The sequence below is a fragment of the Paenibacillus sp. FSL M8-0228 genome, from assembly GCF_038007385.1.
Classification (GTDB): domain Bacteria; phylum Bacillota; class Bacilli; order Paenibacillales; family Paenibacillaceae; genus Paenibacillus; species Paenibacillus polymyxa_D.
Window position 1 is genome coordinate 166229 of the sequence record NZ_JBBOXA010000001.1, and the last position, 13772, is coordinate 180000.

The window sequence follows — 13772 nt, forward strand, 5'->3', positions numbered from 1 at the left end:
CATCATTCACTTTGTGCCCTCCTGCATCAACCGGAAGGCATCGACTTCGCCAAGTTTGGTCGAGATAGAGCTACGTCCAGCGCTTTTGCGCAGGCGTAGTGGTGTGGCGGTACGCTTAAGCAACGCCTTGATTTCTCCAGGCCCCAGTTCCGGCCTCAGTGAAAGGAGAAGTGCGATGCTTCCGGTCACATGGGAAGTAGCCATAGAGGTACCACTCATTTCGTGATGCTTGCCATGGATCCAGGAGGATGTGATCTTTTCGCCAGGTGCGTACACGTCTACAAATTGCCCTCGGTTGCTGAAAGGTGCAATGCGTCTGTATTTGTCAGTAGCCCCCACTGAGATCGTCTGGGAATAGCGGGCGGGGTAGTCAATACTTCGGCGCTTGCCCTCGTTTCCTGAGGACGCTACAACGACGATGCCGTTATGATATGCCTTATTCACCATATCAAGTAATGCCTTGCTGCGCGACTTCATACCAAAGCTCATATTGATGATATCGACACGATTTAATACACACCAGTCGATACCAAGAATGATATCGGAGACGTAGGCGGCTCCATTATGATCAAATGCTTTTACGGGATGAATTAAAGCTCGTGGTGCTACGCCCACCATACCTTCGTCATAGTTGGACGCCGCGATAGTTCCAGCAATATGAGTACCATGGCCATTATCGTCATAGGGTAGCATGGTTCGGTTAAGCAAATTAATACCTCTGGCGAGAGAATGGCGAAGATCAGGATGTTGAAAATCCGCTCCTGTGTCGATCACACCGATTCTGACCCGATTCCCTGTCGAGGAAGGCCAAGCCTTGTATGCACGTACCTGTTTGACTCCCCATGGCATGGAAAGGTTCTTCTCTGCTTTTGGTATATGAGCAGTTTCAGCGTGAACCTTCATGCGGGTATCTTCTTCAACGGTAACACCGTTGTGATATTTGCCCAGCCTGTCTCCCCCTGAAAGCGGAGCGATTAAAGCACGGATTAGTCTGGCCGGTTGTACTTGCCGTAATCCCGCAAGCTCGGGTTTCAGCTTCCTGAGATAGGACAGGCATTCCCGGTATTGGTGAGGCTTATCGAACGTGATAATCTGTTTGTTCCGTCCACTGCCGGACGGCTCCGAAATACCCTCATGCAAACGCTGCAAAAAATCCGGATAGTCCATTTGAGACGGTCCCCCTCCGATGAGCCATGCTGAGGTATAGTATGAGCAAGCGTCAGCTGCGGCATGGGAAACCTGCCCCTTTTTTAAGTAAATAGGCCTGCTTGTCGTGTCAAAGTGGATGTGGACACATACGATACATGGAGGGCATAAGCTCTTGTGCAACAACTTTGGGGGTTCTCCCGAAGCGGGTACAGTCGAAGACGGGGGGGACCCCGTCTTTTTACGTGTGCCGTCTTGTTTAGGGGGATATTCCTGGAAATTATGACGATACCCATCTTTAACTTGCAATTTGCTTCCAAATAGGTTTTACTTAGTTTTGATAATGGATATGTTAGTATTGCATGTATCGTGTATGCTCTGAAACATGTTCTTGTGAATTACGTGTGAGAGGAAGTGTCCCTAGGTGAGTACCCCACTCAACTTGAAGATTGACCCGGAGAAAGTCCACGAGACTCCAATGGTGGACTTGGCATTTATGGTATTGAAAGCAGCCAATACTCCATATTATTACCGTGACCTGATGAAGGAAGTCGCCAAATTGCGCGGCTTGTCTGACGAAGAAATTAATGACGTTATTGCTCAGCTATATACTGAAATCAACATTGACGGGCGTTTTGCCTGTGTCGGTACGAATCTGTGGGGCTTGAAACGTTGGTATCCGGTAGATAAATCCGAAGATGCCCTGACAGGCGCCAAGCGTCCTCGTATTATTAACGACGAAGACGATGACGACGAAGATGACTATCATGAAGAAGAAACATACAACTCTGATGACGACTTCGATGCAGATAGCGAAGACGAGGACGGCGAAGACGAGCTGTTCGACGGAGAAGATGATGATGATAGTGATGAAGACGTGGTTATAGACGACGAGGACCTCAGTGATGAGGAAGATTCAGAAGATGAAAATGACGATGAGTCGACGGAAGACGACGATTCACTTCGTTAGGAACAGGCTGCAAGGGGAGATGCGTTCTCCCCTTTTTCATGACCGTTTTATTGAAAACCTCTTCTGATTTAAAGCTTTCAGGTGGATTCTCTCCAATCTGGTTCAATGGACAAATTAACACATATAACTTCCTTGACAGCGGATTGGACACGGGGTAAACTATTGCTTGGGCTTATGATTGATTCACTTATATGTTTGCTTTTTTTATAAAAGTGCCCCGTACTACGGGAGTGCTTTTTTGTTTTTTATAGGGGTGTTTTCACTCATGAAAGAAGGCTAAGGGCGGCGGACATGGAAAATGATTCCGCTGCCTTCTTCATGGATGATAATCCGTGCAAACGGGTTACGATAACATCATAATGTCGCCTGAATTTTGCATCTTATCTAGGAGGGTTTTGAACAGTGACAAAGTATATTTTTGTGACAGGCGGGGTTGTGTCTTCCTTGGGCAAAGGGATTACGGCAGCTTCACTGGGGAGGCTTTTGAAGAACAGGGGACTGAAGGTAACGATTCAAAAATTTGACCCTTACCTGAATGTCGATCCGGGTACGATGAGTCCTTACCAGCACGGTGAAGTGTTTGTAACGGATGATGGTGCGGAAACGGACCTTGACTTGGGACACTATGAGCGCTTTATTGATATTAATCTGTCCAAGAACAGCAATGTCACAACAGGCAAGGTATATTCCAGCGTAATCAGCAAAGAGCGTCGCGGAGAATATTTGGGCGGTACGGTGCAGGTTATCCCTCATATTACGAACGAAATCAAGGAGCGCGTGTACCGTGCAGGCCGTGAAGCGGGTTCGGACGTAATTATTACAGAAATCGGCGGTACTGTGGGCGATATTGAGAGCTTGCCATTTTTGGAAGCTATTCGTCAGCTCAAAAGCGAAGTTGGGCGCGAAAATGTGATGTATATTCACGTAACGCTCATTCCTTATATTAAAGCTGCTGGTGAGGTTAAAACCAAGCCAACCCAGCACAGTGTAAAAGAACTGCGCAGCATCGGCATCCAACCGAATGTCATTGTTTGCCGTACAGAGCATGAACTGTCCTCCGATATGAAGGCTAAAATTGCATTGTTCTGCGATATTGATGCGAATGCAGTGGTAGAATGCCGCGATGCTTCAACCCTCTACGAGGTTCCGTTGAACCTACGTGAAGAAGGCTTGGACGAAATCGTAGTTAACCATCTCAAGCTGACAACACCTGCACCAGATATGACCGAATGGGAAGGGTTAGTTGATCGAATCAGCAAGCTGGATAAAACGGTTGAAATTGCTATTGTTGGTAAATATGTTGCATTACATGATGCTTATTTAAGTGTGGTTGAATCACTTTCGCACGCTGGATTTGATGCGAATGCAGACGTAAAAATCCGTTGGGTGAACGCTGAAGAAGTGACGGACGAGAACGTAGCTGACATGCTGGGCGGCATTGGCGGCATTCTCGTACCAGGTGGCTTCGGCGATCGCGGAATTGAAGGCAAAATTAGTACTATCCGTTATGCGCGGGAGCAAAAAATTCCGTTCTTCGGTATTTGTCTGGGTATGCAGGTATCTGTCATTGAGGTTGCACGTTCCCTGGCTGGTCTCGAAGGAGCCAACAGCTCGGAAATTAATCCGGCAACGGATTATCCTGTCATTGACTTGCTTCCCGACCAAAAAGACATCGAAGATCTGGGCGGTACGATGCGTCTTGGCTTGTATCCATGCAAACTGGTGGAAGGTTCCCTGGCTTCGGCTTGCTACAACGACGAGCTGGTGTACGAAAGACACCGTCATCGGTACGAATTCAATAACGAATATCGTGAAGTTATTGAAAAAGCGGGTCTTCGCATTTCCGGTACTTCACCGGATGGACGCTTGGTGGAAATCGTGGAGCTCCCTGAGCATCCGTGGTTCCTGGCGGTACAATTCCACCCGGAATTTACTTCCCGTCCGAATCGTCCGCAGCCTTTGTTCCGTGAATTTGTAAAGGCAGCATTGCAGCTTCAAGGTTAATGCTACGGCTTGAAAGACCTCCTACGGGAGGTCTTTTTTTATCCCATGCTTCCTGATTATGAAAGAATATTCCACAATTATGTATTAGAGAAGGATTTTCTTTTTGCAGGAGCGAATATAGTTTTAGGTATGGGACGGATATTGTACGTCATCGGACGCTGTTATGGCAATAGCTGCATGATCCTCGTTTTAAGATCTTAGGAGGTTAAAACATTGGAAAAGAAGAAAGTATTAATCGTCGATGACCAGAATGGAATACGGATTTTACTGATGGAAGTGTTCGGAAGTGAGGGTTATGAGACCTTTCAGGCGGCGAACGGGAAAATTGCACTTGAAATTGTTGAGAAGGAACCACCTGATCTGGTTCTGCTCGATATGAAAATTCCAGGTATGGACGGACTCGAAATTCTGAAACATCTAAAAACCATGAATCCCGATATCAAGGTTATTATGATGACAGCATATGGAGAACTGGACATGATTAAAGAGGCGACGGAGCTAGGTGCGCTAATGCATTTTACCAAGCCCTTTGATATTGACGAAATGCGGATTGCTGTGAACAAACAACTCAGAGGTGACTAGGTGAGTCACGGTGGTTGAGAACTCTGTTAACACAACAGGGTTTTTTGTTTGTGATTATGGGAAATACTGAAAGTAAATCCTCTCCTTATACAATTCTATCGAAAAACGGCGTCCTGAGCGTGATTTTTGTATGTGTTGATATGCAAAAGCTTGTTTAGTATTTAACATGGGTTGTGGTATAATAAGCCCGTATGTGATGTCGGCTAAAAATATAGACAAACCCAAACACCTTTAGGAGGACTGTAACCATGCCATTGGTATCTATGAAAGACATGTTGAACAAAGCACTCGAAGGAAAATACGCAGTAGGTCAATACAACATTAATAACCTGGAGTGGACTCAAGCTATTTTGGGCGCTGCTGAAGAAGAAAAATCCCCAGTAATCTTGGGTGTTTCTGAAGGCGCAGCACGTCACATGGGCGGATTCTACACTGTAGTTAAAATGGTAGAAGGTCTTATTCATGACATGAAAATCACCGTTCCGGTTGCGATCCATTTGGACCACGGTTCCAGCTTTGAAAAATGTAAAGAAGCTATCGACGCTGGGTTCACATCCGTTATGATTGACGATTCCCACAGCCCAATCGACACAAACATTGCTACAACGAAAAAAGTGGTTGAATATGCTCATTCCAAAGGCGTTTCTGTTGAAGCTGAAGTTGGAATGGTTGGCGGTCAAGAGGATGATGTTGTCGGCGACGTAATGTACGCTAAGTTGGACGACTGTCTGCGTATCGTTAACGAAACAGGTATCGATACACTGGCACCTGCACTGGGTTCCGTACACGGACCATACAAAGGCGAGCCAAACCTCGGATTCAAAGAAATGGAAGAGATCTGCAATGCAATCAAACTTCCACTCGTTCTGCACGGTGGTACTGGCATCCCAACACATGACATTAAAAAAGCAATCTCCTTGGGAACTTCCAAAATCAATGTAAACACTGAGAACCAAATCGTATTTGCGAAAGTGGTTCGTGAAGTGCTTGCTGAGAAACCGGATGCTTATGACCCACGTACATTCATCGCTCCAGGTCGTGAAGCGATTAAACAAACCGTTATCGGTAAAATTCGTGAGTTCGGTTCCAACAACAAAGCGTAATAATAAGTTAAACTGGTCGTGCGTCTGCACAGGCTAGATGTATTTCTTAGTTGTAGCTGTAGTTCTGCTGCACAAAATACTTAAATCTGTACAGTTGAATAGTTTGGTATGGAAAGCACACCGCTTAGCCGGTGTCTTTCCATTTTCACCACTAAAAAAGTTAAAAATTTTGATTTGAGATTATTGTTTGACCGACTGCAAAACACGTAGGGGGACCCTCAAGCTTATGGAAAAATTGATGATCACCGGTGGACGGCCGCTTCAGGGTACAGTTTCCATCAGCGGTGCCAAAAACAGTGCCATCGCCTTGATTCCCGCAGCCATTCTGGCAGAGTCGGAAGTCATTTTGGACAATTTGCCACTGTTAAGTGATGTGGCGGTGTATTCCGAGATACTGGAGGAACTTGGTGCAACGGTTGCCTGGGAAGGTAGCCAGATGAAAATAGATCCATCCTCTATTAAATCCATTCCTATGCCGAATGGGCCTGTTAAGAAATTACGAGCCTCTTATTATATGATGGGAGCCATGCTGGGCAGATTCAAGGAAGCGATCATCGGTTTGCCAGGAGGGTGCAATTTCGAACCCCGGCCCATTGATCAGCATATCAAAGGTTTTGAAGCGCTGGGTGCCACGGTTACGAACGAGCACGGCGCTATTCATTTGCACGCCAAAGAACTGCGCGGAACCAAGATTTACTTGGATGTTAGCAGCGTAGGCGCTACCATTAATATTATGCTGGCGGCAGCACGTGCCAAAGGCGCCACAATTATCGAAAATGCGGCTAAAGAGCCTGAGATTATAGATGTAGCAACCCTTTTAAACTCTATGGGGGCCATTATTAAAGGCGCCGGTACGGAGACGATTCGAATTGAAGGTGTGTCGGAGCTACATGGCTGCCGTCATTCCATTATACCTGACCGTATACAAGCGGGCACATACATGATTGCTGCTGCGGCAACCCGTGGAAATGTATTGATTGACAACGTAATCCCCAAACATATGGAGGCTCTCACTGCAAAAATGCAGGAAATGGGCATCGGTATCGAGGAATATGATGAAAGTATTCGCGTACTGGGTGCACCTTCTTATGAACATGTCGACGTTAAAGCCTTGATATACCCCGGATTCGCCACAGATTTACAATCTCCCATGACCAGCTTGCTTACCCAAGCGCAGGGTGTCAGTGTATTGAGCGATTTTGTGTACAGCAGTCGTTTTAAGCACGTCCCTGAGCTGGTGCGTATGGGGGCTAAAATTCGCGTAGAGGGTCGGTCTGCCATTATAGAGGGTGGTCGATTGAATGCAGCTAAAGTAAAAGCGGCAGATCTGCGCGCCGGAGCGGCCCTTGTCATTGCTGGACTTACAGTAAGCGAAGGCGTAACCGAGGTGACGGGTGTCGAGTACATTGACCGTGGTTATGATCACCTTGTCTCTAACCTGCGTCTTTTGGGCGCGGATGTATGGCGGCAGACTGAATAATTAAGCCGTGCAATTTTTTCGAACTCCTGGAACGAAAGCGATAGAACGGGCAACACCTGTGCAGCCGCTGCTTGATAAAAGATTGTGGTTCATACCTAACAATCAATTATCGGAAAACCGGAATAATTCGGTATAATCCAGGCAGATGGCTGCATAACTTTATTTGTTTTGGTTAAAATTATGTTAATGGTGTTTATGATATCATTGTCTATCATTTAGATGTATGAATGGACTTAATAATTGAATAGGTGGTTATTATATGGATCTGCAAATTTCCGATCTGGAAGAAATGAAGCTGACCGACCTGTACAAGCTGGCCAAGCAATACCAGATCCCGTACTACGGAACGCTCAAGAAGAAAGAACTAATTTTCGCTATCCTGCGTGCACAAGCTGAGAAGAGCGGATTGATGTTTATGCAAGGGGTTCTGGAAATCCTTCCTGAAGGTTACGGCTTTCTGAGGCCGATCAATTATCTCCCGAGTACCGAAGATATTTACATCTCTGCTTCACAAATCCGCAAGTTTGACTTGAGAACAGGCGATCTTGTTTCCGGTAAGTGCCGAACGCCAAAAGAGAATGAACGATATTTTGGATTGCTTCAAGTTAACGCCGTCAATGGAAGAAGTCCTGAGCAAGCTGCTGAGCGGCTACACTTTCCTGCACTGACTCCACTGTATCCGCAAACCAAATTAGTCCTTGAAACTTCCCCCAACCATTTGTCTACGAGAATTATGGATGTACTGGCCCCTGTCGGACTTGGACAGCGCGGACTCATTGTAGCACCTCCCAAAGCTGGGAAGACGCTTCTCCTCAAAGAAATTGCCAATAGCATTTCTACCAACAATCCCGAGATCGAGCTTTTTGTCTTGTTGATTGATGAACGCCCTGAAGAAGTGACCGACATGCAGCGTTCTGTTAAAGGTGAAGTTGTGGCCTCTACATTTGACGAACTTCCTGAAAATCACATCAAAGTGGCAGAACTCGTGTTGGAGCGTGCGCTACGTCTCGTAGAACATAAAAAGGATGTTGTCATCCTGTTGGATAGCATCACGCGTTTGGCTCGTGCGTACAATCTCGTTATTCCTCCTTCTGGTCGTACTTTGAGTGGGGGTATTGATCCGGCGGCATTTCACCGTCCAAAACGCTTTTTTGGTGCGGCTCGGAATGTGGAGGAAGGCGGTAGCTTGACGATTCTTGCTACAGCGCTGATTGATACAGGATCACGCATGGACGATATCATTTATGAAGAGTTTAAAGGTACAGGCAACATGGAGTTGCATTTGGACCGCAAGCTGGCAGAACGTCGTATCTTCCCTGCGATTGATATTCGTCGTTCCGGCACACGCCGTGAGGAAGTGTTGTTGAACAAGGAAGAATTGGATACGATCTGGGCCATTCGTAAAAATATGACGGAAAGCCATGATTTTGTGGAAGGCTTCCTCAAAAAGCTGCGTAATAGCAAGACTAATGCTGAATTTCTGGCTTCGTTTGATTTGGCGGCACCTTCTTCCGGTGGCTCGCAAAGCAGTTCTGGTGGGCAACAACGGAGAACTACGCGTTCTACCACAGCCTCAGTCCCGGCCTCAACCAACTAAAACCCATTCATGTATTTTATCTGTTCCGTAAGTACACAGTCGTTATCATTCATTTTGTTAATGGCGTAGGCTTAACGGAGCGAAAGGAGCTCCAAAATGTATTTGGTGTATGCCGACGAAAAAGGCAATGTATATGATCATGCTTCTTTGTATGGGCTTGCACGTAGTGCAGACATGATTGTTGAAATCATGGAGGATGAGCTTATTCCGTTACCGGAAGGAGCTACATTGGTAAGCCTGCCCAGCACTCGCCCGGTCGGTATGAACCCTGAAACAGGGGAAATGGTTTCTCTTCCCGGAGATATGCAAGCAGTAGGGGCTTTATTGCCGCAAGGTTTTACACGCTTGTGCCTGCCGGGATATGTGAAGACCGATAAGGAGTACAAGCTTCCCTTGTTCGGTTATTCGGCCGTAGTCTGGAAAGACGGAGCATTTTATGTAACGGCTGAGCAGAGTGACAGTCCGTCCAAGTGGAATCCGGAAAACTGTGACCGCCATCAAGTTAAATTGGGTGTTCAGCGGATGACGGAGCAATATCCCGAAAATCGGCTGTACCAACATTTGTCTAACTGTGCGCTTGGCTACGAATGCCTTACTTCCTCGAACACATTCCTGAATCGCTGGGAGGGGGGAGTTCCGGTATCTTATTCTTGTAATGCGGGTTGCTTTGGGTGTATATCTGAACAGCCAGATGACAGTGGCTTCGTATCTCCGCAGACAAGAATGAACTTCCGTCCTCGCGTCGAAGAAATTGTAGAAGTTATGCTGGAACATTTGAAGACACCGGAATCCATCATTAGTTTTGGTCAAGGTTGCGAAGGTGAGCCTTCCACACAAGCCAAACTGATTATTGATTCGATCAAAGAGGTGCGTTCCATTACGGATATGGGATACATCAATATCAATACGAATGCGGGATTGAGCGATCATATCCGGGGAATCGTGGATGCGGGTCTTGATCTGATGCGCGTTAGTACCATTAGTGCACTGGACGATCATTACAATGCGTATTACAAGCCGCGCGGTTACACGTTGGCTAATGTGGAAAAATCACTTCGTTATGCTTCTGAGCAGGGTGTATATACGTCGATTAATTATTTGATTTTTCCGGGTGTAACTGACCGAGAAGAAGAAATTGAGGCAATGATTGAATTTGCCAAACGAACTAAGCTCAGGCTGATTCAAATGCGTAATTTGAACATCGATCCTGAAAGCTATCTGGAATTGATTCCACCTGCACAAGGTGAGATCCTTGGCATGAAGCAAATGCTTGAGATTTATCGTGAGGAACTGCCGGATGTAGTCATCGGTTCATACACTCATGTACCGCCGCAAGGGCAGGCACGTCCTAAATTTGCCAAGGCCTAAAACGGTCACACAGCAATTGAAATACACCTGTTTTGCGCTGTTTCTGAATGCAGAAAAGAGTTGTTGAAACGCTCATATTCAAGTGCTATAATGTGAACATGTGTTCATACAACTCTGGACTGATAGGACGTTCAGGGCGGAAAGAGGTGAAAGTTCAATGCAACAAGCTATTCAACCAACATTTAACGTAACTACTGTCACTTGTGCTTGCGGAAATTCGTTTGAAACTGGTTCTGTGAAAGGATCTCTGCGTGTGGAGATTTGCTCCGCCTGCCACCCGTTCTTCACAGGCAAGCAGAAATTTATTGATGCTGGTGGACGCGTGGATCGTTTCAAAAAGAAATACGGTATCTAATGGATTACCGCAAGTTATAAAGTTATTAGAGCCTTCTGCGACTGCAGAGGGCTCTTTTTGTAATAATGTGTATTTGCTTTTTATGCGGCCTTAAGATATACTTATTTTCACCGTGCTAGATGGGGAGGTAGCGGTGCCCTGTAACTCGCAATCCGCTATAGCGAGGTTGAATTCCTGTTAGAGGTGTTGTTGATGTGAGGCTGGTCCCTGCGCACAATGTTGACGGCTGGGTCCTCCGCAATGAGTACTTGTGAACCTGGTCAGGTCCGGAAGGAAGCAGCCATAAGCAGGCCCACTCTTGTGCCGGAGGGTTGCCTAGCCCGAGTTGCTGTTCAGGATTGCCGCTCGGATCACAACGATCAATAACAGGTGCACGGTATATATTGGTAATTAGAACATCTTGGCAATCATTGCGAAGATGTTTTTTTGTGTTTTATAAATTGGAAGGTGTCTGGTTTAGATTCGGACGGGAGTATAGTATAATGAAGTGACCATGAATGGTCATGAAAGTGAATGGGAAAGAGGGTAACGCGCATTGGAACATATAGCGTTGTACCGTGCTTGGCGGCCGCAGGCTTTCAAGGACATGGTAGGACAACAGCATATTATCCAGACATTGCAGAATGCCATCCGCGAAAATCGCACGTCCCATGCCTACCTGTTCAGCGGTCCACGAGGAACAGGTAAGACGAGTGCGGCCAAAATTTTGGCCAAGGCAATCAACTGTGAGCATGGACCTGCGCCGGAACCTTGCAACGAATGCGAAGCCTGTAAACGGATCACGGCCGGAGCGGTCATGGATGTACAGGAGATTGATGCAGCCTCCAACCGGGGCGTTGAAGAGATTCGTGATTTGCGCGATAAAGTCAAATATGCGCCCACAGAAGTGCGGCACAAGGTTTATATCATTGATGAAGTGCACATGCTGACGACGGAAGCGTTCAATGCGCTGCTCAAGACGCTGGAAGAGCCGCCGCCACACGTGATGTTCATATTGGCTACGACTGAACCACATCGGATTCCGGCTACCATTATTTCGCGTTGCCAGCGGTTTGACTTCCGCCGTGTATCGCTGGAAGAACAGACAGAGCGGCTTGACCTGATATGTCAACAGGAGAACATACAGGCTGATTCGGATGCACTGCAGTACATTGCCCGTCTTTCAGATGGCGGGATGCGAGATGCGGTTAGCGTTTTGGATCAGATATCCTCGTTTACAGATGGTCGGGTTACTTATCAGCAGGTGCTGGACATGACGGGAGGTATTGCGTCCGAGCAATTCGGTAAGCTTGCCTTAGCATTGCTGAAAGAAGATGTGGGCACGGTGCTCCAAATGATCGAGAGCTTTATGCAGGAAGGTAAAAGTGCAGATAAGTGCATGGAGAATCTTCTGTACTATTTCCGAGATCTGCTAATGATCAAGATGGTGCCTCAGGCGACCAAAATGACGGAGCGAGTGCTGGATCCAGAGCGATTTAAGGAAGTGGCAGATGCTTTTACCAAGGAGCAACTCTTTGCAATGATTGACACCCTTAATCGTTACCAGAGCGAGATGAAATATGCCGTACAGCCCCAAACCTTGTTTGAGGTAGCTCTATTGAAGCTATGTAGTATTCCGGGGGAAGCAGGTGCTGTTGCTCAGCCGACCGCACAACGCTCTGACGCTGCAGCTGACCAGGAAGATGTCGTAATGTTGAAGCGCCAGCTTGCTGAACTGGAAAAGAAACTGGAACGCGCGCTGCAAGGTGGATTGGCCGTGGGAGGGGGGCAGGAGGCATCGTCGGGTGGCCGTCAGGCTTCCGGGGGGCGTGCCCCTGCTCCGCGGATTTCAGCACCAGCCAAACTCCCTTCCCAGTTGGATCGCTATATCGCTGAGAAGTCGAGCGAAGCATTCGCGGCAGCGGGGCGTAAGTGGAGTCAGATTTTGCAAGGGGTAAAAGAGGCGAAAGTTACGGTTCATGCCTGGTTTATGGACGGTGAGCCAGTTTCTGTGTTAGAGGACAGTGTACTGGTCGCATTTAAGAACAATATTCATCGTGAAACTACCGAAAAGCCTGCCAATAAGCAGGTCATCGAGAAGGTATTGCATGAGCAGTTGGGTCATCCTTATCGTTTAGTAACGATGATGCAAAAGGATTGGAATGCTGCGATTGAAGGAGTTTCCGACCAGCCTGCCGAAGAATTGCAACTAGAGCCGGAGCATGATGCGCCGGGAAAGTCCAAGGAGCCCTGGATTGATGAAGCTATTCAACTTTTTGGGGAAGATTTGGTAGTTATTAAAGATTAAAGCAAGTGTCTAGATGTATACTTCATTAAAGGAGATGATTGAAATGAACAATATGAACCAAATGATGAAGCAAGTGAAAAAAATGCAGGAACAAATGCTGAAAGCCCAGGAGGAACTTGGCGGAAAAGTAATCGAAGGAACTTCTGGCGGCGGTGTTGTGACGGTGGAGGTAAATGGACATAAAAAAGTGTTGTCCATCACGATCAAACCGGAAGCTGTAGATCCTGATGATGTAGAAATGTTGCAAGATCTTGTGCTGACTGCAGTCAATGATGCTTTGTCCAAAGCAGATGAACTGGCTAATGATGATATGGGTAAATTTACAGGCGGCATGAAAATTCCGGGCTTGTTCTAGTCTGCTGCATAAAGGAGAAACACGCTATTGTATTATCCGGAGCCGATTGCAAAGCTAATTGACGCTTTTACGCGCCTGCCGGGAGTAGGGCCAAAGACGGCTGCCCGGTTGGCTTTTCACGTACTGAAAATGAAGGAAGATGATGTGATTGACTTTGCCAAAGCGCTGGTCAATGTGAAACGTAACCTTCACTTCTGTTCAGTCTGCGGCAACATTACGGACACAGACCCATGTCGGATCTGTCAGGATAAGACAAGGGATACTTCCGTCATTTGTGTTGTTCAGGATTCCAAGGATTTGGTGGCTATGGAGCGTACCAAAGAGTTTAATGGTTTTTACCATGTGCTTCACGGGGCGATATCTCCTATGGAGGGAATTGGTCCTGAGGATATCAAACTCAAGGAATTGCTGAATAGACTCAGTGATGAACGCGTCAAGGAGCTGATTTTAGCTACGAACCCGAACATTGAAGGAGAGGCCACGGCCATGTACATTTCTCGGTTAGTGCGTCCTTTTGAAATCAAG

General features: G+C 46.8%; 12 protein-coding genes and 1 other RNA gene (1 of these 13 cut by a window edge). 12 read left to right on the forward strand and 1 reads right to left on the reverse strand.

The window, feature by feature from the left end; genetic code table 11:
• Positions 1-6: 6 nt before the first annotated feature.
• Positions 7-1167, reverse strand: a complete 1161-nt coding sequence (locus tag MKY98_RS00680) for a S8 family peptidase (RefSeq protein ID WP_029514895.1) — start codon at positions 1165-1167, stop codon at positions 7-9.
• Between the two features lie 403 nt (positions 1168-1570).
• On the opposite strand from MKY98_RS00680, the gene rpoE reads away from it, so the two are divergent.
• The 12 genes from rpoE to recR all read left to right on the forward strand — a co-directional run.
• Complete coding sequence (gene rpoE / locus MKY98_RS00685; RefSeq protein WP_029514893.1) at positions 1571-2116, forward strand: DNA-directed RNA polymerase subunit delta; 546 nt, start codon at positions 1571-1573, stop codon at positions 2114-2116.
• A 402-nt stretch (positions 2117-2518) separates the two neighbouring features.
• Complete coding sequence (locus tag MKY98_RS00690; protein ID WP_013368772.1) at positions 2519-4120, forward strand: CTP synthase; 1602 nt, start codon at positions 2519-2521, stop codon at positions 4118-4120.
• Between the two features lie 213 nt (positions 4121-4333).
• Entirely contained in the window at positions 4334-4702 is a 369-nt protein-coding gene (locus MKY98_RS00695) for a response regulator (protein WP_013308218.1), read from the forward strand.
• 248 nt (positions 4703-4950) lie between these two features.
• Complete coding sequence (gene fba, locus MKY98_RS00700) at positions 4951-5805, forward strand: class II fructose-1,6-bisphosphate aldolase (protein ID WP_013308219.1); 855 nt, start codon at positions 4951-4953, stop codon at positions 5803-5805.
• Between the two features lie 226 nt (positions 5806-6031).
• Entirely contained in the window at positions 6032-7285 is a 1254-nt protein-coding gene (locus tag MKY98_RS00705) for a UDP-N-acetylglucosamine 1-carboxyvinyltransferase (protein WP_029514892.1), read from the forward strand.
• Between the two features lie 259 nt (positions 7286-7544).
• Positions 7545-8882, forward strand: a complete 1338-nt coding sequence (gene rho, locus MKY98_RS00710; protein WP_029514891.1) for a transcription termination factor Rho — start codon at positions 7545-7547, stop codon at positions 8880-8882.
• Positions 8883-8978: 96 nt separating this feature from the next.
• Complete coding sequence (locus MKY98_RS00715) at positions 8979-10250, forward strand: radical SAM protein (RefSeq protein ID WP_029514889.1); 1272 nt, start codon at positions 8979-8981, stop codon at positions 10248-10250.
• Between the two features lie 157 nt (positions 10251-10407).
• Positions 10408-10605: a 50S ribosomal protein L31 gene (gene rpmE, locus MKY98_RS00720; RefSeq protein ID WP_013308223.1), complete on the forward strand. Its 198-nt coding sequence runs from the start codon at positions 10408-10410 to the stop codon at positions 10603-10605.
• Between the two features lie 110 nt (positions 10606-10715).
• An RNA gene (gene ffs, locus MKY98_RS00725) (signal recognition particle sRNA large type) lies at positions 10716-10982 on the forward strand.
• 158 nt (positions 10983-11140) lie between these two features.
• A complete protein-coding gene (gene dnaX / locus MKY98_RS00730) occupies positions 11141-12892 on the forward strand; it encodes a DNA polymerase III subunit gamma/tau (protein WP_029514887.1) in 1752 nt (583 codons plus the stop codon).
• Between the two features lie 43 nt (positions 12893-12935).
• A complete protein-coding gene (locus tag MKY98_RS00735; RefSeq protein ID WP_013308226.1) occupies positions 12936-13247 on the forward strand; it encodes a YbaB/EbfC family nucleoid-associated protein in 312 nt (103 codons plus the stop codon).
• 27 nt (positions 13248-13274) lie between these two features.
• On the forward strand, positions 13275-13772 hold the 5' portion of the coding sequence (recR, locus tag MKY98_RS00740; RefSeq protein WP_013308227.1) for a recombination mediator RecR. The gene runs 102 nt beyond the window's last position; the window shows 498 of its 600 coding nt (coding positions 1-498); it begins with the start codon at positions 13275-13277; the stop codon falls past the right edge of the window.

What these genes read in the sequence shown, in the direction of transcription:
- MKY98_RS00705 (WP_029514892.1), top strand. Translation starts at nt 6,032, where the DNA reads ATGGAAAAATTGATGATCACCGGTGGACGGCCGCTTCAGGGTACAGTT.
- MKY98_RS00735 (WP_013308226.1), top strand. Translation starts at nt 12,936, where the DNA reads ATGAACAATATGAACCAAATGATGAAGCAAGTGAAAAAAATGCAGGAA.
- MKY98_RS00680 (WP_029514895.1), bottom strand. Translation starts at nt 1,167, where the DNA reads ATGGACTATCCGGATTTTTTGCAGCGTTTGCATGAGGGTATTTCGGAG.
- rho (WP_029514891.1), top strand. Translation starts at nt 7,545, where the DNA reads ATGGATCTGCAAATTTCCGATCTGGAAGAAATGAAGCTGACCGACCTG.
- rpmE (WP_013308223.1), top strand. Translation starts at nt 10,408, where the DNA reads ATGCAACAAGCTATTCAACCAACATTTAACGTAACTACTGTCACTTGT.
- fba (WP_013308219.1), top strand. Translation starts at nt 4,951, where the DNA reads ATGCCATTGGTATCTATGAAAGACATGTTGAACAAAGCACTCGAAGGA.
- MKY98_RS00715 (WP_029514889.1), top strand. Translation starts at nt 8,979, where the DNA reads ATGTATTTGGTGTATGCCGACGAAAAAGGCAATGTATATGATCATGCT.